The following is a 19382-nucleotide window of genomic DNA, read 5'->3' as shown; positions in this document are numbered from 1 at the left end:
GTTACGCCTGTTGCGGCTCGGCCGCGCACGCGGCGTCGAACGCGCGTTGCAGCGCGGCCGCGTCGAGATCCTCGCCGATCAGCACGAAGCGGCTCGCGCGGGTTTCGCCGTCCTGCCAGCGGCGGTCGAAATAGCTGTCGAAGCGGCGGCCGACACCCTGGATCACGAGCCGCATCGGCGCGCCGGGCAGCGCGGCGAAGCCTTTCGCGCGGTAGATCGTGTGCGCTTCGACCACGCGCTGCAGCGCGGCGATCGTCGCTTCGCGCGTGCCCGCGTCGCCCGATACCACCACCGAGTCGAAATCGTCGTGATGGTGATCGTGATCGCCGTCGTCGGCCGAGCCGTGATGGTCGTGACGCAGGTGGATCGTTTCCTCCGAGGCCGAGTCCAGCCCGAGCAGCATCGCGAGGTCGAGCTCGCCGCGCGTCGCGCGCACGATCTTCACCTGCGGCGGGATTTCTTCGCGGATCGCGGTTTCGATCCGCGCGAACTCGGCGTCACCCACGAGGTCGGCCTTGTTCACGATCACGAGATCGGCGGACGACAGTTGATCGGCGAACAGTTCGTGCAGCGGCGATTCGTGATCGAGGTTCGGATCGGCGCGGCGCTGCGCGTCGACGGCCTGGGGGTTTTCCGCGAACTGGCCGCTCGCGGCGGCCGGCCCGTCGACGACGGTCACGACCGCGTCGACCGTGAAGCTGTTGCGGATCGTCGGCCAGTTGAAGGCCTGCACGAGCGGCTTCGGCAGCGCGAGGCCCGACGTCTCGATCAGCACGTGGTCGATGTCCGCGCGGCGCTCGACGAGCGCCTCCATCACCGGATAGAACTCTTCCTGCACGGTGCAGCACAGGCAGCCGTTCGCGAGTTCGTACAGCTGGCCCGATGCCTCGCCCTGCGCGCCGTCGGCATCGTCGCAGCCGATGCCGCAGCCCTTGAGGATTTCGCCGTCGATGCCGAGTTCGCCGAATTCGTTGACGATCACCGCGATGCGGCGGCCTTCGGCGTGCTGCAGGATGTGGCGCATCAGCGTCGTCTTGCCGCTGCCGAGAAAGCCCGTGACGATCGTGACGGGAAGCTTGCGTAGGGTCATGGTAGGTCCGGTGTCGAAGAGGGAATCAGGACGGGATCGTCGCGTCGGTGGCGGCGCGGCAATTCAGCGGGCGGTGCGCGGGAAGCTCGCCGCGCGATCCGCGCGGACTGCCGCACGGCGGGCGGGACAACGAATCGGACATGGTGCTTCCTTGCGAACGGTCGACATCGTGAATGCCAACACGGCTGCCGCGTGCCCCGCCCGTGCCGCCTGCCGTTCGCCGTGCCGGCCCGGGCGCGTTCGCGCGGAGGCAGATCGGAGGAGACAGCGGGAAACACCGGGCGTCGGGCGCTGCCGCGGCCGTGGACGATGCGCCGCCTCCCCGCGGCGCTGAACCCCAACGTTTAGGCCGGTATCCGGGCTGACGAACACGCCGCTTCGCCTTCCCGGATACGCGCGGCATCCAGTGGCGGTCGTCCGCATGCGCGTGGCATGCGGCGAAGCGGCGCTGCGTGGCGCTTGCGCGCGACGCGTTCGCTTACCGTTGCGGGGGCAGCACAGGTTGACTCGACTGCGGCGCAGGCAGGCTCCCTGTTTCCCGTTTAACTGCGCACGCCGGAGCGGCGCGCGCGAGCACCAAAACGCGTGCGAGTGTAGGCGGCGGTGCGGGGAGCGTCAAGGCGAACGGCCGGCGATGAACGCGAATGATTGTCGTTTTCAACTAGACAAGATAAACTTTACTCGATAACGCAAACAACCGCGCAACGGCCATGTGAGGCAATCACTCAGTCATCCTCAAATTTCCATGTCGAAACGACAGATATCCGGGCGGCGCTTTCCTGTGCTGGCCCTGTCGCTGTGCTCGATCGCCGGCGTTGCCTCCTTCCCTGCCCCGGCGGCCGAGTTCGACGACGAACTGCCTGCGGTCGAAGTACGCAGCCGCCGTCATCCGAACGATCCGCGCGCCGAAAGCGTGAGTACGGCGACGCGCACCGCGAGCGATCCACGTGACGTACCGCAAACCATCGACAGCGTCCCGGTAGAGGAAACGCTGTCCTATGGCGGTCGCACGCTGGCCGACGCGCTGGCCGGCGTGCCCGGTGTGTCGAATACGTCGGACACGCGCTTCGATTCGTTCCGCATTCGCGGCTTTTCCGCCGCGGGCGACCTGCTGCTCGACGGCATGCGCGACGATGCGCAATACGTGCGCAGTCTCGGCAACATCGAACGCGTCGAAGTGCTGAAGGGGCCGGCGGCGGCGCTGTACGGGCGCGGCAGCGGCGGCGGCGTCATCAACCGGATCACCAAGCAGCCGTTGCCGGAAAACTTCGGGCATCTGTCGGCGGCGACCGGCAGCTATGGACGGCTCGGCGCGTCGGTCGATCTCAACCGGATGCTGTCGAGCGCGTGGAGCGTGCGGCTCAATGCGGGACGCGAACACGCAGGCAGCTTCCGCGACCACGTCGACGGCACGCGCCAGTATGTCGCACCGTCGATCAAATGGCACGACGCGCGGCGAAGCTAGCTGCTGCAGTTCGAATACGACGCGTACCAGCGCGTGCCCGATCGCGGCATGCCGGCGCCGGTCGCCGCGGTCGACGCGGCCGGCAAGCCGTTCGCGTTCTCGCTGCCGTCCGCGCCACGCGCAACCTTCTTCGGCGCGGCGGGCCGCGACACGATTCGCGACGAGAACATGAACTGGCGCTCGGTCTTCACGCACGCGCTCGACGGCGACTGGGAATTGCGCCATACGCTCGGCGTGCTGAATTTGCGCAGCACCTTCGACAATACCTACGTCACGCAAAGCTACGTCGCGAAGCCGCGCGACTACCGGCATGTGCAACGCGCACGCTATCTGCAGGACATGACGCATCTCAACGTCCAGACCGGCGTCGAACTGGGCGGCAAGGTCGCAACCGGTCCGGCGCTGCATCACCTGCTGTTCGGTATCGAATACGGCTGGCAGAAACGCGCGCCGACGCTCTGGCAGGCCGACGCGGCGCCGATTCCGGTGACCGGGCCGGATCGTTTCGCCCTGGTCGGCTCGACGCCGCGCCCGTATGCGATGAACCGCCACCGCGTCAGCGACTACGCGATCTTCGCGCAGGATCGCGTCGACCTCGGGCGAGCGTGGAAGCTCCTCGGCGGCCTGCGCGGGGAACGTTTCGACGTCGATTCGACCAACGCGCTGAACGGCCTGCATGCACGGCGCACGACGGCGGCATGGAGCCCGCGGCTCGGCGTCGTGTGGTCGCCGGTCGGCACGCACAGCCTGTATGCGTCGTACAGCAAGAACTTCGCGCCGGTCGGTGGCGACCTGATCGGCATCACGCCCGACGCGCGCGGCAACGCCAACGACCTCGGCCCGCAATACACGCGCCAATACGAGATCGGCGTGAAAAGCGACTGGCGCGACGGCGCGCTGAGCACGACGCTCGCGCTGTTTCAGCTCGACCTGTACAACCGCCGCATCGCCGATCCGGTTCGGCCGGGCTTTTTCGACCTCACCGGCCTCGAGCGCAATCGCGGCCTGGAACTGGGCGTCGCCGGCCGGCTCGCGGGCGACTGGTTCGTCCGCGGCGGCATCGGCTGGCAACACGCGCGGGTGGTCGACGCCGAGCCGAAGTACGCGGGCAAGCGCTCGGCGGGCGTGTCGGCGTCGAACGGCAGCCTGTTCGTCGGCCATGCGCCGCTACGCGGTTTTTTCGCGGAACTCGGGCTGGTGTACGAAGGCGCGCGTTACGCCGATCGCGACAACCTGCTCGAATTGCCCGCGTACGTTCGCTGGGACGGCAAGGCCGGCTATCGCACGCGCGACTTCGAGGTGACGCTGGCGGCCGTCAACCTGACCGATCGCGATTACTACGCGAATGCGACGGGCCTCGCGCAGATCATGCCCGGTACGCCACGCACGTTCACGCTGACGGCGGCATACAAGTTCTGACCTCGCGGGTAGCGCCGACACCCGCGCAGCCGGCCCGCCGGGCGGCTTGCGGGTTGCACGCCTGTGCTATCGTATGCGCCGCGTTCGGTGCTCGCATGCGCATTCCGCGCATGCAGTTAAACGGGAAACAGGAGGCGGATTGCCGCCCGGCCTGTGCTGTCCCCGCAACGGTACGCCGCCCGCGCAACGCACTTCTACGCGCTGCGCCCAGGCCGCCCGCGATGCCACTGCCCTTCGACCGGCGGGAAGGCTGCGGCCTGGCAAGCGGCCAGCCCGGATACCGGCCGACGCAAGGGGCGAGCGCGCTGCTCGCCGAACGCCCGATCCGCGGGGGACGGATCGGGTGCGCATTCCACCCGCGCTCGCGCGGGTTTCGCCCGATCCGCCATGCACTGCCTGCCCGCCGGCCGCCGATGTGCCGCCCGCCTTCCCTGTTCCACTGTTTCGACACGGTGCGCGCCGTGCCGCGCGCGATGAGCCGCGCCTGGCTCGTCGGCGCCGGTCCCGGCGACGCCGATCTGTTGACCCTCAAGGCCGTGCGCGCGATCGGCGCGGCCGACGTGCTGCTCGTCGACGATCTCGTGAACCCCGACGTGCTGCGCCATGCGCGCGCCGATGCGCTGATCGAGCACGTCGGCAAGCGTGGCGGCCATGCGTCGACGCCGCAGGAGGCGATCGTCGCCGCGATGCTCGCGCACCTGCGCGCGGGCCGCAGCGTCGCGCGGCTCAAGGGCGGCGATCCGTTCGTGTTCGGCCGCGGCGGCGAGGAACTGGTCGCGCTCGGCGCGGCGGGCTTTCCGGTGGAAGTCGTCAACGGCATCACCGCGGGCATCGCCGCGCCGGCCGCGCTCGGCATCCCGGTCACACACCGCGGCGACGCGCAGGGCGTGATCTTCGTCACGGGCCACGGCGCGGGGGCCGACGAGCCGGACTGGCGCGCGCTCGCGGCCACCCGCATGACGATCGTGATCTACATGGGCATCCGTCGGCTCGACGCGATTGCCGCGGCGCTGCGCGATGGCGGCCTGCCCGACGACACGCCATGCGCGGCGATCGAGAACGCCACGCGAGCCGAACAGCGCCACGTACTCGCGACGCTCGAGACGCTCGTCGCGCGCGTCGGTGACGCCGGTATCGGTTCACCGGCGATCGTCGTGATCGGCCGCGTCGCGGCGCTCGCCGACGATCCGGCGGTGCGCGCCGCGCTCGGCGGCCACGCATGATGCGCGTCGCGCTCGGCGTCGGCTTCCGCGCGGGCGTCACGGCTGCGCAACTCGATGCCGCGATCCGCGCCGCGCTCGCGCGCTACCCGGCCGCCGAACCGGCGCTCGTCGCGACGCTCGCCGACAAGGCATGCGCCCGTGCGCTGCGCACGCTGTGCGCGCGCCGTGGCTGGCCGCTCGTCGCGTTCGAGGCGGCGCAACTCGCGAGCCGTCCGGAACTGGCCGCGAGCGGCCCGTCCGACGCCGCGCTGGCCCGCTTCGGCGTCGCGGGCGTGGCCGAGCCGTGCGCGCAACTCGCCGCGCCGCATGGCCGGCTGCTCGGCCCCAAATCCATCCTGGGCGGCGTGACGGTCGCGCTCGCCGGCCCGCTCTGAACCCAATGTTTCGCTTTCGAAAGGACGATTCCCGATGAAGACCGATTCCGAATCCCATCAGCGGATGGCCGAACGCCGCCGCGCCGGCCACGAGAAGAAGCAGGCCGCCGCCACTCAGGAAAAAGGCCTGCTGATCGTCCATACCGGTAACGGCAAGGGCAAGAGCACGGCCGCGTTCGGGATGGCCGTGCGCGTGCTCGGCCACGGCATGCGGCTCGGTGTCGTGCAGTTCATCAAGGGGGCGCTGCATACGTCCGAGCGTGACTTCCTCGGCGCGGTCGCGGAATGCGATTTCGTGACGATGGGCGACGGCTATACGTGGAACACGCAGAACCGCGACGCCGACATCGCGACCGCGCGCAAGGGCTGGGACGAGGCGCGCCGGATGATCGACAGCGGCGACTACCGGATGGTGATCCTCGACGAGTTGAACACCGTGCTGAAGTACGAATACCTGCCGCTCGACGAAGTGCTCGCGACGCTCGTCGCGCGTCCGGAGTCGGTGCACGTCGTCGTCACCGGGCGGCATGCGCCCGATGCGCTGATCGATGCGGCCGATCTCGTCACCGAAATGCGGCTCGTCAAGCATCCGTACAAGGAGCAAGGCGTGAAGGCGCAGCGCGGCGTGGAGTTCTGAGCATGCCGGCCTGCCCCGCGCTGTTCGTCAGCGCGCCCGCGTCCGGCCAGGGCAAGACGTCGGTCACGGTCGGCCTCGCGCGGCTGCACCGGCGGCTCGGCCGCCGCGTGCGCGTGTTCAAGACCGGGCCCGATTTTCTCGATCCGATGCTGCTCGAACGCGCGAGCGGCGCACCCGTGCACGCGCTCGACCTCGGGATGGTCGGCGAGGCCGGTTGCCGCGCGCTGCTCGCCGAAGCCGCGCGCGACGCGGACCTGATCCTGATCGAAGGCGTGATGGGCTTGTTCGACGGCACGCCGAGCAGCGCCGATCTCGCGGCCGCGTTCGGCGTGCCGGTCGTCGCGGTGATTTCGGCGAAGGCGATGGCGCAGACGTTCGCGGCGATCGCGTTCGGGCTCGCGCGGTTTCGGCCGGGGTTGCCGTTTCACGGCGTGCTGGCCAACCGCGTCGGCTCGGCACGGCACGCGGAATTGCTGCAACAGGCGTTGCCCGACGATCTTCGCTGGCTCGGCCACGTGCCGGCCGATGCGGGTATCGCGCTGCCGGAGCGGCATCTCGGCCTGCATCAGCCGGCCGATATCGACGATCTCGACGCGCGGCTCGATCGCGCGGCCGATGTGCTCGCGCAGACGGCACTGGCCGAATTGCCGCCGGCCGTCGCGTTCGCGGAGCCGGACGTTGCCGCGCCGTTGCCGCGCGCGCTTGCCGGCAAGCGGATCGCGGTGGCGCGCGATGCGGCGTTTTCGTTCATCTATCCGGCGAATCTCGCGTTGCTGGGCGCGCTCGGTGCGCAGTTGCGGTTCTTTTCGCCGCTTGCCGACGAACCCGTGCCTGACGATTGCGACGCGCTGTTTTTGCCGGGCGGCTATCCGGAACTGCATGCGGCGACGCTGGCCGCGAATGCCGCGACCGCACGGACGATTCGCGCGCATGCGGCAGCCGGCCGGCCGATCGTCGCGGAATGCGGGGGGATGGTGTATCTGTGCGAATCGCTGACCGACGTGGATGGGTCGACGACACCGATGCTCGGCCTGCTGCCGGGGCATGCGACGATGCAACGCCGGTTCGCGGCGCTCGGCATGCAGCAGCTCGATACTGGCACGGGACCGATGCGCGGTCATACGTTTCATTATTCGCGGCTGGATACGCCGCTCGTGCCGGTCGCGACCGCCGCGCGGCCCGATGGCTCGGAGGGCGGCGGCGAAGCCGTTTATCGCGTGGGCGCGATCGTCGCGACGTACATGCACATGTACTGGCCGTCGAATCCGGATCTGGTCGTGGCTTTGTTCGGTGGGGAAGTGTTCGAGACATGAGCGGCCAGCTTGCCGAGCGGCCGACCTTCGACGGTACGACGCCAACGATCTTCAGGATTCGGGGCAGGAATCGCGTGACCAGACGTGACCGGCCTTAGCCGCAACGCGTTGCGCCCGCATGCGGGCCAGGAAGGTTTCTCCGTCGAACGTATTGGGATGACCTGAGGCCTCCCCGGCGTCCAGCGCGTCCTGCAACGCGCGCACCTGCGCGTTGCGTGATTCGAGCAGCCGCAATCTCGCTCGCATGGTGTCGCTGCCGGAGCATCGCTCCGACAGCCCGTCGGCGTCGACGTACTCGGCAACGTGATCGTCTTGGGAAACAGGCGCCTTTCTCGACATGGTTCACTTCGTTTGGTTTGAACACGATGGGCATATACCAAATACCAAGGCAAGGTACATGCCGTCTGTCATGGTTGGGAGCGGATTGTGAATTCCCGGCTCCAACCTCACGCCGCATCCTCCGTCACACCAGAAACGCCTCAGTTAACTTCACCCAATACGACGCGCCGGTCGGCAGCGCCGCGTCGTTGAAGTCGTAGCCGGGGTTGTGCACCATGCAGCCGCCCTCCCCGTCGCCGTTGCCGATGATCAGGTAGCAGCCCGGCCGTTTCTCGAGCAGGAACGCGAAATCCTCGCTGCCGGTGAGCGGCACCATGCCGTCGATCAGATTGGCTTCGCCGACCCATTCACGGGCCACGCCGCGCGCGAACGCCGTCATCTCCGCATCGTTCACGAGCACTGGGTAGCGGCGCTGGTAGTCGATCGTCGCGGTCGCGCCGAACACGGCCGCCTGCGTATGGACGACCTCCTTGATGCGCGTTTCGAGCAAGTCGCGCACGTCGGGCTTCAGCGCGCGCACCGACAGGCGCATCTGCGCGCGATCGGGAATCACGTTCGGCGCTTCGCCCGCATGGATCGCACCGACCGTGATGATCGCCATGTCGAGCGGCGACACGTTGCGCGACACGATGGTCTGCAGCGCCAGCACGATCTGCGCGCATACGACGACCGGATCGATCGCCCGGTGCGGCACCGCGCCGTGGCCGCCGCGACCCTGCACGTCGATGACGACGGTATCCGACGACGCCATGAACGAGCCCGGCAGGAAACCGAATTTGCCGGTCGGGAAGCCCGGCATGTTGTGCATCGCGAAGATCGCGTCACACGGAAATTGCTCGAACAGCCCTTCGTCGAGCATCTTCTTGGCGCCGCCGAGCCCTTCCTCGGCCGGCTGGAAGATCAGGTTCAGCGTGCCCGAGAAGCGGCGTTCGCGCGCGAGGTGCTTCGCGGCTGCGAGCAGCATCGCCGTGTGGCCGTCGTGGCCGCACGCGTGCATCTTGCCCGCGATCGTGCTCTGGTACGGCAGGCCCGTCGTTTCGTGGATCGGCAGCGCGTCCATGTCGGCGCGCAGACCGAGGCGCCGCTTGCCGTCGCCCACTTTCAACTGGGCGACGACGCCGGTGCCGCCGAGCCCGCGATGCACGGTGTAGCCCCACGACTGCAACTGCTCGGCGACGAGGTCGCTCGTCGCGAATTCCTCGAAACCCAGCTCGGGGTGGGCATGGATGCGGTGCCGGATCTCGATCATTTCGTCGGCGAGGCCGGCGGGAATCACGCTGTACGTCACGGTGTCGCCTCCTGTGTGCTGTGAGTATGCGGGCAAGGATAGTCCGACGAACGGCAACCGGATAGACAGAAAGTCGTCACGATGGCAACTGGCGATTGCCAGTCGATCGCACGGGCGGAGGCGAAGCGCGGCTGCCGGGATGGCTATCCCGTCCGGACGACTGCCGCGAGCGAGAGGCACGCCCGACACTGTGTGTTAAGGCTCGATTTTCACGTGGAGGTTATCGTTGGCGTCAGCTCAACGTTCCAAAATAATTCCTTTTCATCAAAGGGTTGAGAGCATTTGTTCATTTTTTGACGGTTGTACATTTTTTGTGTACGCTGACAAAACAGTGAACAAGCGATCCTCCGTGATGCCGGCGAACGTCCCCCTCCCCCTATCGGAACAGCATGTGCTCGACGAGGCCTGTGCCGCGTTCGGACGCTCGACCCGGCGCTTCGCTGCGCGGCCCGTGCGTGTGCCGGCGGCGTACCAGGCGCGCGCCGACGCAATGATCCGCTTCGACATCGCCGGGCAGAGCTTCGAGATGCCGGCGGCCGTGAGCGTCGGCGTCGAATCGCTGCAGGCTGCGCTGGCGGCGCTGCGTCGCCGCGGCGGCACGTCGGCGCCGGGCGAGCGGCCACTTATGCTGGTCGCGCCTTATTTTTCTGCCGAACTGGCCGCCCGCCTGATCGAGCACGACATCCCGTTTCTCGATACCGCCGGCAATGCGAGCCTGATCCAGCCGGAGGCCACCCTGATGATCGCCGGCCGGCCGAAACCTGCGCGCACCCCGCGCCGTCAGGCGTCACGCGCGACCACGCCGAAGGGGCTCGCCGTGATGTTCGCGCTCGCGACGCAGCCGGGCCTCGTCGCGCAGCCGTACCGGGCGATCGCCGCCGCGTCGGGCGTCGCGCTCGGCACGGTCAACCTCGCGATGGACGACCTGATCGCGCGCGGCCTCGTCGCGCAGCGGCGCAACGGCGAACGGCTGATGCCCGACTGGCCGCGCTTCCTGCAGGAATGGGTCGCGCTGTACCCGAGCCGCCTGCGCGCGAAACTGCCGGCCCGGCGGTTTGCCGCGATCGCACCCGACTGGTGGCGCGGCTTCGATTTCGCCGCGTTCGATGCGCGGCTCGGCGGCGAAGCGGCGGCCGATCTGCTCACGCACGACCTGAAGCCGGCAGCGATCACCGTCTATACGCACGGCGCCATGTCGAATCGCCTGCTGCTGCAAGCCCGCCTGCGCCCGGACGAGCATGGCGACGTCGAGCTGCTCGAAGCGTTCTGGCCGCCGTCGCCGGCGCTCGACTGGCGCGAGCAGGATGTTCCGCTCGTGCCGCCGCTGTTGGTCTACGCGGATCTCGTCTCGTCCGGAGACAGCCGCAATCTTGCCGCCGCCGAACACATCCATGACCGATACCTCGCCCACCCGCCCGCTTGAAATCGACGCGCGCCGGCCGCTCGAGCCGGCGGCAGTCGCGCTGCTGCGGGCGGTCGGCTCGGCCTGCGCCCGGCTCGACGCGGCATTCGTCGTGGCCGGCGCGACCGCGCGCGACATCCTGATGTGGCATGTCCACGGCATCCGTCCGGTGCGTGCGACGCGGGACGTCGACGTCGCTGTGTGCGCGGTCAACTGGCCGTTTCACGAGCGGCTCGTCGATGCGCTCGTCGCGACCGGGCAATTCGCCCGCGCGCCGAAGCATCGGCAGAAACTGCTGTTCGACAGCGGCTCGCCGGGGTTTCGCACCGAACTCGATCTGGTGCCGTTCGGGCCGCTCGAAACACCGCCCGGCGAAATCGCATGGCCGCCGGGCGGCGACTTCGTGCTGAACGTGCTGGGGTTTCAGGAGGCGGTCGATACGGCGCTCGCCGTGTCGATCGGCGCCGGCATCACGGTGCCGGTGGCGAGCCTGCCGGCGCTCGCGCTGCTGAAGCTGCTCGCGTGGAAGGACCGGCGCGCGCGCCAGAACAGCGACGCATACGACCTGCTGTTCCTGCTCACGCATTTTCACGATGCGGGCAATCGCGAGCGCATCTGGGACGTTGCGCCCGACCTGATCGAACAACATGGCTTCCAGCCGGAGCTGGCGGCAGCGGCGCTGCTCGCACGCGACGCGAAGCAGATTGCGTCACCGCACACGCACGATGCGATCCGCGCACTGCTATCCGACGACGCGACTTACGCGATGCTCGGGCAGGATCTGCAGGCCCGCGCGTTCGCGCTGTTGCCCGGGGAATTCAACGACGACGCGGAACGGTATCTCGATGCGTTCCGCGGCGGCTTCCTCGCGGGTCCGCTCGTCCATCGGGCGTGACATCAGCCAGTCACGCCGTTTTCACCGTCCTGCCCGGGTCGGCTCGACGAGGAAGCTGGAATCGGCGAGCGGCTCGTTTGCAAAGGACAACCACGTCGGACGCACCGACGCCGCGCACCCCCACCCCCGTCACGGCAACCGGAAAGTGTCAAAGAACGTATCGCGCTCGATCACCGTGAGCGCCGCGCGCTTGTGCGGGAAATCGAATTCCTTCAGCGTGTAGAACCCGAGCCGGTGCATGTACGCGATGTGCCGCACGTGATCGACGCGCGGCTCGCCGACGAGCCGCTGCGTGCGCGGTTCGTCGACGAACATGTAGTGCAGCACCCCGCTCCACCACGCATGCAGCTTGCCGGCGCTCTGGAACCGCGAGTCGCCGATCAGCAGGTGCAGCCCGCGATCGTAGTCGTGCGCGTCGTAGAACGGCGCGAGGCGATCCTCCTTCGCCCAGTAGAACTCGAAATAGCCGAACGGCGTGTCGTCGAAATAGCCGATCATCGGGTGCATGTGCGGATCGGCCAGCCGTTCGGCCAGATACGCCGCGTGCTCGTCGCGCGTGCCGCGCTGATCCCAGAAATGCGCGACGCGGTCGAGGTTCATCCAGCCGCTGAAGAGGTCCGCGTGCGCATCGATGTCGACGGTGCGCAGGCTGAACGTCATCCCGACCTGCGGCATAGGGCGCGCATAGATCTCGCCGGCCGGCGACGGCGGCCGTACCGGATGCCGATGGCCGTTCGTGATCGCGTAGCGCAGCGGCATCCCGCCCGATGCGCTCGCCTTCAGCCACGGCCGCGGGTTCTGCCAGAACGTCGTGCGCGACACCGTGAGCCGCAGCGTGTCGTCCGCGACCTGCGCGCCGTCGATCACGCCTTCACGCACCGCACGCGCGACGTACGAGGCCACGGCCGCCGCATCGGCGCCGCCGCGCGGCACCGAGATCGTCGCCGCGTCATGCCGCGTGTCGGTGTTGAACAGCGCGACGAACGTCGCGAGCAGCGCGTCCGGTGCGTCGTCGGGCCGCCATGCATCGAGCGCATGCTCGACGACGGCCGCCGCCTGCCCCTGCGCGGCGCCATCGAGCGCCGCGGCCACTTCACCTTCGACAGCGTCGGCGGCGCCGGCCGGTTTCGTCAGCGTGTCTTGCATCACAATGCTCCCGCGTCGTGGCGGTCGGCGAGGACGTGCAGCCCACGCTCGAGTGCCGGAAACAGGCTGCGCTGGAAATTGTTCCAGCGCAGTTCGAGAATCGTGTCGTCCGGCGCGATCGGCGTGTCGAGCACGTCGCAGATCACCTCGCCGGAATCGATACCGTTGTCGACGTAGTGGAACGACGCGCCCGTCATCGTCACGGGTTCGATCGACGACGTCGCGCCGGTGGCCCAGTCGACCCGCTCGCCGCGCGCGCCGTGCAGCGCGTCGAGGGTCGCCCACGCGCCGCGCCGCTGATACGGCGAATCGTCGGCCGTGATGCCCGGATGGATGTTCGCGATGCGCCGATGAAAGCGCGCGCCCGGCCGGACGAGTTCGTCGAGAATCACGAGCAGGCCGTCGAGCACGACGACGTCGGCGTCGAGTTCGAGCAGGCGCTCGAGCAGGCGCCGCTCGAATGCCTGTTTGCCGGCCACGCGCTCACGCGCGTCGCGCGGCAGCCGCCGGTACGTCGACGGAATCGAACAGAACAGCGCGTCGACCGGCCGGCCCTGCACCGTCAGGCCTTCCGGCAGAATCCACGGGCGGCCCGGCGTGCGCGCGAACCCGTAATCGGCGACTTTCGCGCGGTCGGCGGGCGAGCCTTCGTCGTCGTCGACGATCACGCCCTGGAGCGTATAGCGTTCGCCGAGCGGCGAATCGTTCAGGCGCTCGACGAGGAATTCGAGCGGCGCCTTCATGTAGCGCGTGCCGCCACGATAAGCGACCGGCTGGCCGGCACGATCAGCGGCGCCGTTGCGCAGCGACTGGATGTAGACGAGATTTTTCTTCGGCATGGAGGCGTCGTGGAAAAAGCGGACGAAGGCGCCGCGGCCGGCCCGCGCCGGCCATGAAGGCCGGCCGGCGAGCCGCGGCGCGCGACGTCACCAGTTGTATTTCGCGGTCGCGATCACGGTGCGGTCGGTCCCGAAAATGCACACGTTGTTCGACTGGCAACCGCTGATGTAATGGCGGTTGAACAGGTTCGTCCCGTTCACGGCGAAGCGCCAGTTACGCACGTCGTAATGCAGGCCCGCGTCGAACAGCGTGACGCTCGATACCGTCAGCGAGTTGTCGGCCGCACCGGCCGACGCGCTCTGGTAGCGAATGCCGCCGCCGAGGCCGAAGCCGGCGAGCGGCCCCGTGTACCAGGTCCAGTCGGTCCACAGCGACGCCATCTGGCGCGGACGCGGAATGTCGACCGGCCAGTTGTTCAGCGAGACGTCGTTGGCCTGCACGTTCTTCACGTCCTGATAGACGTACGACGCGATCACCGACAGGTTTCGCGTGACCTTGCCGGTCGCGCTCAGCTCGATCCCGCGCGAGCGCACTTCGCCCGTCTGCACCGACTTCGTGCCGGTCGGGTCCTGGCTCGGCAGCGCCGACGTGAGCACGTTGGTCTGGTTGATCTGGTAGATCGCCGCGTTCAGCATCAGGTTCTTGCCGGGCGGCTGCCAGCGCAGGCCGGCTTCGATCTGCTTGCCGCGCGTCGGCTGCGGCAGCCCGCCGCCGACCAGGTTCACGCCGATCAGCGGATTGAACGACGTCGCGTAGCTGACGTACGGCGACAGCCCGTAGTCGCCCTGGTACGTGAGGCCGACGCGGCCGGTGAACGCCGTGACGTCCGCCTTCGTCGACGTGCCGGCCGCGCGGTCGTCCATCCGCATGTTGACCCAGTCCTCGCGGCCGCCGAGCGTCAGCGTCCAGCGGTTCCACTTGATCTGGTCCTGCGCGTACAGGCCGAACGTGTTCATCGTCGTGTACGTGTTGGTGCGGATCGTCGCGTCGGGCGTGAACACCGCCGTCGTGACGGGCTGGTACACCGGGTTGTAGATGTTCAGCGGCGGCGCGGCGGCGAGCCATTCGCTGTCGGTCGCGGTCTGGCGGTTGTACTGGAAGCCGAGCAGCAGCGTGTGCTGCAACGGGCCCGTCGCGAAGCGGCCCTCCAGGTTGTTGTCGATGTCGAAGCGGCTGTAGTTCATCTGGAACACGCCGGCCCAGCGCGACACGTCGGTCGTGCTGCCTTCGACGAAGCCGTTGCCGAACACCGAGCCGTTGTCGAGCGACAGGTGCATCAGCCGCGTGTTCTGGCGGAACGTCCAGGCCGGCGTCAGGTTGCGCTCGAACTGGTAACCGACCGACCACTGCTTCTTGCGGTAGTAGTTGAAGTTGCCGTCGCCTTCGTAGATGTCCTTGTTGATCTGGCCGTTCGGGTTCGGCAGCACCGTGCCTTGCGCGGGCAGGAAGTTCGACGAGATGTCGCCCCAGTCCTGCAGGTAGGTCGCGGACAGCGTCAGCGACGTATCCGCGTCCGGGCGCCAGCGGAACGACGGCGCGAGCGCGACGCGCTGGTCGTTGTTCGGGCCCGTCAGCGCGTTGCCGTCGCGCGCGACGCCGACGAACCGGTACGCATACTTGCCGTCCGGGTCGAGCTTGTCGCCGACGTCGATCATGAACTGCTTGCGCGCGTAGTTGCCGATCTGCACGCCTGCTTCGCGCACGCGCTCGCCGTCGGCGAGCTTGGTGTGCACGTCGATGATCGCGCCCGGATCGCCCGCGCCGTACAGCACCGAGGTCGGCCCGCGCAGCACGCTGATGCTGTCGATCATGTACGGATCGACGCGCCAGCTCGCGAGGTTGATCGTGTTCGGCACCTGCAGCCCGTTCACGTAGGCGGTCGGCGTGAAGCCGCGCAGCGCCGCGTACCAGTCGGAGCGGTTGTCCGACCCGTACGACGAGAAGCCCGGCACGTAGCGCAGCGCCGCGTTCACGTCGGTGGCGCCGGTCATCTCGATCTGCTGCGCGGTGACGACGTTGATCGTCTGCGGGATCTCGTTGAGCGGCGTGTCGGTCTTGGTGCCGGTCGTGCTGCGCTTCGCGACGAGCCCGACCGTGCCGTCACCTGCCGAGGCCGCGTTGACGGTGATCGCCGGCAGCGTGCCGTTTTGCGCGCTGGTCGACGTCGTCGCCGTCGCGCCGGTTTGCGCACTGCTGGCCGACGCCGTGGCGCCCGCGTTCACGGCCGGCGCCGTCTGGGCGTATGCGTGCCCTGCCGCCGCCGTACCGAACGCCACGCTTGCCGCGGCTGCGATCGCACGCAAACGCGTGCCTGTTGCCCACTCCATCTTCTTCTGCTCCACTTTTTTCATGCGGTCTCCGACCGCGCCTTTGTCAAAGAGCGAAAGCCATGCGGCTCGCGCTCACCCCGTTGTCCGGTCGTTTTTCATGCGTGGTCCGGGCCGCGCCTTCGTCATGCGCGGGCGCGATCCCGTCTTCGAGCGACGCGCAGATTTCGTCCGCGCGGCGCGCCAGTACCGACAGCAGCGTGTCGGACAGGCCATGGCTGTCTTCGCAACAGCCTTGCAGGTAGATGCGCGGCGCGAAGTGCTCGGGCGTCGCGAGCAGGTAGTCGCGTGTGACGTCGCCGCGCGTGAGCGCATCGCCCAGATGCGGCGCAAGCCCTTCGAGCAGCGCCGAATGCGTGTCGCGGCGGTAGCCGGTCGAGAGCACGAGTGCATCGAAACGCTCGACGCGCGTCGCGCCGCTCATCCGGTCGCGCAGCGTCAGTTCGATACGGCCGTCGGCGGTGCGCACCGCCGCCTCGATCGCGCTGTTCGCGAGCAGCGCATGACGCGGCGTGCCGTCGATGCGCTGCAAGTACAGCATTTCGTAGATCTGCTCGATCAGCGGCCGGTCGACCACCGCGTAGTTCGTGTCGCGATAGCGTTCGAGCAGCGCGCGGCGCGCGTCGTGCGGCTGTGCGTAGACGACGTCGGTGAATTCGGGGCTGAAGATTTCGTTGACGAACGGGCTGTCGTCGGCCGGCTTCAATGCGCCGGCACGCATCACGAGGTTCGCGTCGACGTGCGGGAAACGGCGTGCGAGGTCGATGAACACTTCAGCCGCGCTCTGCCCCGCGCCGATCACCGCGACGCGGCGGCGCTCGCCGTCGGGCGCCGCGACGAGCCGGTCGATGTCGGTCAGGTACGACGACGAATGGATCACGCGGTCGCGGCCGAGCGCGGCGAACGCCTCCGGAATCGCCGGCGTGCCGCCGACGCCGACCGACAGCGCGCGCGTGACGCGCTGGCGCTCGTGGCCGGCCGCGTCGCGCGACAGCACGCGCAGCGCGTCGATCCTCGCGCCGTCGCCGCGCACCGGTTCGATCCCCAGCACGGTTTCGCTGTAATGGACGCGATCGTCGAATGCGTCGGCCACCCAGCTCAGGTAGTCGTGGAATTCGACGCGGGTCGGATAGAAGTTCTTCAGGTTGACGAATTCGTTCAGCCGGCCGCGTTCGAACAGATAGTTGATGAACGTGTAGCGGCTTTTCGGATCGCGCATCGTGACGAGATCCTTCAGAAACGAAATCTGCATCCGGCAGTCGTCGAGCAGCATCCCGCGATGCCAGCCGAATTCCGGCTGACGCTCGATGAAGCAATGGGCGAGCGTGTGCGCGCCGCTGCGCTCCGCGAGGCGCACGGCCAGCGCCAGATTCGACGGCCCGAAGCCGACGCCGATCAGGTCGAATACGGTTTCTCTCTGCATGTCTCAGCTTCCTTGTCGGTGAATCCGGCCCGTCAGACGTGACGGCCGGAGAAGAACGTCTCGCGCAGCGTGCGCATCCACAACGGCTGCGCGTCGGCCAGCGCGAGACGGCGCTGCCGCGCGAAGCCATGCCGCGCGAGATGGTCGGCAACCCGCGTGTGGCCGGCCGGAACGGCACAGCCGACCGCTTCGGTACGCAGGTCGTCGAGAAACAGGTAATGCACGACGGACGGCAGCCAGCCGGCCACGCGATGCGCGCCGCGCCAGCGCGGCTCGCCAACCAGCATCCGCAGCCCGCGGTCGTAGTCGCGCGCCGCGACGTGCGGCCCGAGCGCGTCCTCCTTCAGCCAGAACGCCTCGAAATACGCGAACGGCTCGCCGTCGAAACAGCCGACCAGCGGCGTCACGTGCGGATCGGCTTCCTGCGGGCCTTCCGTGCCGCGTTGGGCGGGCTGCGCGCCCGGCCAGCCGTCGCGCACGCGCGGCTCGTCGAACCAGCGCGCGAGCCGCTCGGTGTCCTCCGCCGGCTGCCAGCCGCGCAACGTGAAGCGCACGCCGAGCGCCGGCAGATCGCGCGCATAGACGTCGCCGCGCGGTGCGGGCGGCCGGCGCGGATGACGCCGGCCGTCGGTGATCGTCGGCAGCGTCGCGCACGGCAGAGACGGGCCGACGCGCCACAGGTCGGCCTGTTGCGCCCAGCCGTCGCGCAGGCAGCGGCCGCCGTCGGCCAGCACGCCGCTCGCGCGCAGCGCGTCGAGCGCGACGGCCGGCCATGCGGCCGGGTCGAGCCGAATCGCCGCGTGGCGCGCGCTGTCCGAAAACGCCGCGGCGAGTGCGGCCAGCAGCGCCCGCCGCTGATCGGCTGGCGCCACGCGATGGTTGTAGGCGACCAGGCGCAGCGCGCCGTCGTCGCCGAGCTGCGCGCGCAGCAACTGCGCGCCGATCCCGTCGCCCTGCGCGACGCGGATCTCCGCGCCATCGCGCGCGGCGAACAGGCCGTCCGCGAACGCGAGCCGGTAGGTATCGAGCATCGTGAATCCGTCCGGGCGCACTTCAGCCAGCATGGCGCGCCTCCTGTCCCGTTTCCGCGTGCGCATCGAGCCGCGCGCCGAGCGCCGCGAGCGTCGGTGCCGCGAACACGTCGGCCACCGTCAGCGCATGGCCGGCACGGCCGGCCGCGTCGACGAAGCGCACGACGTCGAACGACGTCGCGCCGGCTTCGAACAGGTCCGCATCGGGCTCGGGGGCGGCCGTCGCGAACGTGTCCGACCACAGCGCGGCGAGCGCGGCGGCGGCATGCGACGGCGTTGCGTTCGGCCGGGTTGCGCCATTGGTGCGCGCGTCGAACGCAGTGTGCTTGGCTGCTTGCGCATCCGGTGCACCGAGCGCCGCTTCCGACGCGCCGGCGAAACGCGCGACTTCGTCGTGATACAGATCGACGAGCGCGTCGACGAAATCGCGCGCGAGCAGTTCATCTGCATACGAAAACGCGGCGCTCACGCGGCCGTCCGGATGCTCGACGACGTCCAGCTCCAGCGTGAACACGACGCGATGGCGCACGTCGTCGAATTCGGCCAGCGACAGGCCGGCCCAGTCGCGTGCGGTCGCGCCGGTCGGGCGCAGGTAGTTGAACATCACCTGGAACAGCGGATTGGCCTGCGCGGCGCGCGGCGCGCGCAGCGCGGCGACGACGTCGGCGAACGGCACGTCGGCATGCGCATACGCGGCGAGCGCCGTGTCGCGCACTTGCGCCAGCACGTCGGCGCGGCGCGCGGCCGGGTCGATCCGCGTGCGCACGACGACCGAGTTGATGAAGAGGCCCAGCGCGGTACGCGCCGCGTCGCCCGTGAGTTCGCGCGTCGACGCGAGCACGCCGACCGGCTGGTCGGCCGCGCCCGTCGCGCGGAACAGCGCGGTGTTGAGCGCCGCGTGCAGCAGCATCGGCAGCGTCGCGTGCGAGGCCGACGCGGCGTCGCGCGCGGCGCGAATCAGCTGCGTATCGAATTCGAACGCGATGCGGGCCGCACGCCATTGCGGCACGGCCGGCGCATCGGTGCGCTGCGGCAACACGCGCGACGGCAGATCGGCGAGTGCATCGCGCCAGTACGCGACGCGCGCCGGATGGCATGGCGCGGGCAGCACGAGCGGTTGGGCGGCCGGTTCGACGGCTTCGTCGACCAGAGCGGCGCCGCGCTGCATGC

At 69.0% G+C, this 19382-nt stretch carries 15 protein-coding genes, 1 pseudogene and 2 riboswitches; of the genes and pseudogenes, 7 read left to right on the top strand and 9 right to left on the bottom strand.

Annotated features, from left to right (window positions below):
* Position 1 precedes the first annotated feature (1 nt).
* Positions 2-1090, bottom strand: a complete 1089-nt coding sequence (gene cobW / locus JMF86_RS08070; protein ID WP_011545391.1) for a cobalamin biosynthesis protein CobW — start codon at positions 1088-1090, stop codon at positions 2-4.
* Positions 1091-1419: 329 nt separating this feature from the next.
* Positions 1420-1686, bottom strand: a riboswitch (cobalamin riboswitch).
* Positions 1687-1835: 149 nt separating this feature from the next.
* On the opposite strand from cobW, the pseudogene JMF86_RS35370 reads away from it, so the two are divergent.
* From JMF86_RS35370 to JMF86_RS08045, 5 genes and pseudogenes are all read left to right on the top strand, one after another.
* Positions 1836-3974: pseudogene (locus JMF86_RS35370) on the top strand (TonB-dependent receptor).
* 68 nt (positions 3975-4042) lie between these two features.
* Positions 4043-4278: riboswitch (cobalamin riboswitch) on the top strand.
* Positions 4279-4387: 109 nt separating this feature from the next.
* Positions 4388-5197, top strand: a complete 810-nt coding sequence (gene cobA / locus JMF86_RS08060) for a uroporphyrinogen-III C-methyltransferase (RefSeq protein ID WP_011545389.1) — start codon at positions 4388-4390, stop codon at positions 5195-5197.
* Positions 5194-5571 (top strand): cobalamin biosynthesis protein, encoded by a 378-nt coding sequence (locus JMF86_RS08055; RefSeq protein WP_011545388.1) that lies wholly within the window; start codon positions 5194-5196, stop codon positions 5569-5571. Before cobA ends, JMF86_RS08055 begins: the two co-directional genes overlap by 4 nt.
* Before the next feature lie 34 nt (positions 5572-5605).
* A complete protein-coding gene (gene cobO / locus JMF86_RS08050; RefSeq protein ID WP_011545387.1) occupies positions 5606-6208 on the top strand; it encodes a cob(I)yrinic acid a,c-diamide adenosyltransferase in 603 nt (200 codons plus the stop codon).
* A gap of 2 nt (positions 6209-6210) precedes the next feature.
* Entirely contained in the window at positions 6211-7521 is a 1311-nt protein-coding gene (locus JMF86_RS08045) for a cobyrinate a,c-diamide synthase (RefSeq protein WP_125380670.1), read from the top strand.
* A 51-nt stretch (positions 7522-7572) separates the two neighbouring features.
* Here JMF86_RS08045 and JMF86_RS08040 read toward each other — a convergent pair whose 3' ends face one another.
* Both JMF86_RS08040 and JMF86_RS08035 read right to left on the bottom strand, forming a co-directional pair.
* Entirely contained in the window at positions 7573-7860 is a 288-nt protein-coding gene (locus JMF86_RS08040; protein WP_011545385.1) for a type II toxin-antitoxin system ParD family antitoxin, read from the bottom strand.
* A 124-nt stretch (positions 7861-7984) separates the two neighbouring features.
* Positions 7985-9148, bottom strand: coding sequence for a M20 aminoacylase family protein (locus JMF86_RS08035; RefSeq protein WP_011545384.1), 1164 nt, complete (start codon positions 9146-9148; stop codon positions 7985-7987).
* A gap of 352 nt (positions 9149-9500) precedes the next feature.
* Here JMF86_RS08035 and JMF86_RS08030 point away from each other — a divergent pair, with 352 nt between their 5' ends.
* A complete protein-coding gene (locus JMF86_RS08030) occupies positions 9501-10571 on the top strand; it encodes a type IV toxin-antitoxin system AbiEi family antitoxin (protein ID WP_011545383.1) in 1071 nt (356 codons plus the stop codon).
* The gene (locus JMF86_RS08025) at positions 10540-11445 is read left to right on the top strand and encodes a nucleotidyl transferase AbiEii/AbiGii toxin family protein (protein ID WP_011694282.1); all 906 of its coding nucleotides are present in this window, start codon (positions 10540-10542) and stop codon (positions 11443-11445) included. Before JMF86_RS08030 ends, JMF86_RS08025 begins: the two co-directional genes overlap by 32 nt.
* Positions 11446-11574: 129 nt before the next feature.
* On the opposite strand, the gene JMF86_RS08020 is transcribed toward JMF86_RS08025, so the two are convergent.
* The 6 genes from JMF86_RS08020 to JMF86_RS07995 all read right to left on the bottom strand — a co-directional run.
* Positions 11575-12591: a GNAT family N-acetyltransferase gene (locus tag JMF86_RS08020; protein ID WP_011545381.1), complete on the bottom strand. Its 1017-nt coding sequence runs from the start codon at positions 12589-12591 to the stop codon at positions 11575-11577.
* Positions 12591-13430, bottom strand: coding sequence for a formyltransferase family protein (locus tag JMF86_RS08015; RefSeq protein ID WP_011545380.1), 840 nt, complete (start codon positions 13428-13430; stop codon positions 12591-12593). Before JMF86_RS08015 ends, JMF86_RS08020 begins: the two co-directional genes overlap by 1 nt.
* Before the next feature lie 87 nt (positions 13431-13517).
* On the bottom strand, positions 13518-15782 hold the full coding sequence (locus JMF86_RS08010; protein ID WP_078040913.1) for a TonB-dependent siderophore receptor: 2265 nt from the start codon (positions 15780-15782) through the stop codon (positions 13518-13520).
* A 22-nt stretch (positions 15783-15804) separates the two neighbouring features.
* On the bottom strand, positions 15805-17181 hold the full coding sequence (locus tag JMF86_RS08005) for a lysine N(6)-hydroxylase/L-ornithine N(5)-oxygenase family protein (RefSeq protein ID WP_201316932.1): 1377 nt from the start codon (positions 17179-17181) through the stop codon (positions 15805-15807).
* A gap of 32 nt (positions 17182-17213) precedes the next feature.
* On the bottom strand, positions 17214-18245 hold the full coding sequence (locus JMF86_RS08000) for a GNAT family N-acetyltransferase (protein ID WP_011545377.1): 1032 nt from the start codon (positions 18243-18245) through the stop codon (positions 17214-17216).
* Positions 18235-19382 (bottom strand): condensation domain-containing protein (locus JMF86_RS07995; RefSeq protein WP_236593007.1); only part of this gene is annotated, 1148 nt, incomplete at its 5' end. The genes JMF86_RS07995 and JMF86_RS08000, both read right to left, overlap by 11 nt.

The organism is Burkholderia sp. E168m15 (genome assembly GCF_016586105.1).
Lineage (GTDB): Bacteria > Pseudomonadota > Gammaproteobacteria > Burkholderiales > Burkholderiaceae > Burkholderia > Burkholderia orbicola.
This window is presented reverse-complemented; position numbering and strand designations above follow the sequence as displayed.

Coding starts and splice junctions, on each gene's coding strand:
- JMF86_RS08005 (WP_201316932.1), bottom strand. CDS start 17,181: ATGCAGAGAGAAACCGTATTCGACCTGATCGGCGTCGGCTTCGGGCCG.
- JMF86_RS08030 (WP_011545383.1), top strand. CDS start 9,501: ATGCCGGCGAACGTCCCCCTCCCCCTATCGGAACAGCATGTGCTCGAC.
- JMF86_RS08020 (WP_011545381.1), bottom strand. CDS start 12,591: ATGCAAGACACGCTGACGAAACCGGCCGGCGCCGCCGACGCTGTCGAA.
- JMF86_RS08045 (WP_125380670.1), top strand. CDS start 6,211: ATGCCGGCCTGCCCCGCGCTGTTCGTCAGCGCGCCCGCGTCCGGCCAG.
- JMF86_RS08010 (WP_078040913.1), bottom strand. CDS start 15,782: ATGAAAAAAGTGGAGCAGAAGAAGATGGAGTGGGCAACAGGCACGCGT.
- JMF86_RS08015 (WP_011545380.1), bottom strand. CDS start 13,430: ATGCCGAAGAAAAATCTCGTCTACATCCAGTCGCTGCGCAACGGCGCC.
- JMF86_RS08055 (WP_011545388.1), top strand. CDS start 5,194: ATGATGCGCGTCGCGCTCGGCGTCGGCTTCCGCGCGGGCGTCACGGCT.
- cobO (WP_011545387.1), top strand. CDS start 5,606: ATGAAGACCGATTCCGAATCCCATCAGCGGATGGCCGAACGCCGCCGC.
- JMF86_RS08040 (WP_011545385.1), bottom strand. CDS start 7,860: ATGTCGAGAAAGGCGCCTGTTTCCCAAGACGATCACGTTGCCGAGTAC.
- JMF86_RS08000 (WP_011545377.1), bottom strand. CDS start 18,245: ATGCTGGCTGAAGTGCGCCCGGACGGATTCACGATGCTCGATACCTAC.
- cobW (WP_011545391.1), bottom strand. CDS start 1,090: ATGACCCTACGCAAGCTTCCCGTCACGATCGTCACGGGCTTTCTCGGC.
- cobA (WP_011545389.1), top strand. CDS start 4,388: ATGTGCCGCCCGCCTTCCCTGTTCCACTGTTTCGACACGGTGCGCGCC.
- JMF86_RS08025 (WP_011694282.1), top strand. CDS start 10,540: ATGACCGATACCTCGCCCACCCGCCCGCTTGAAATCGACGCGCGCCGG.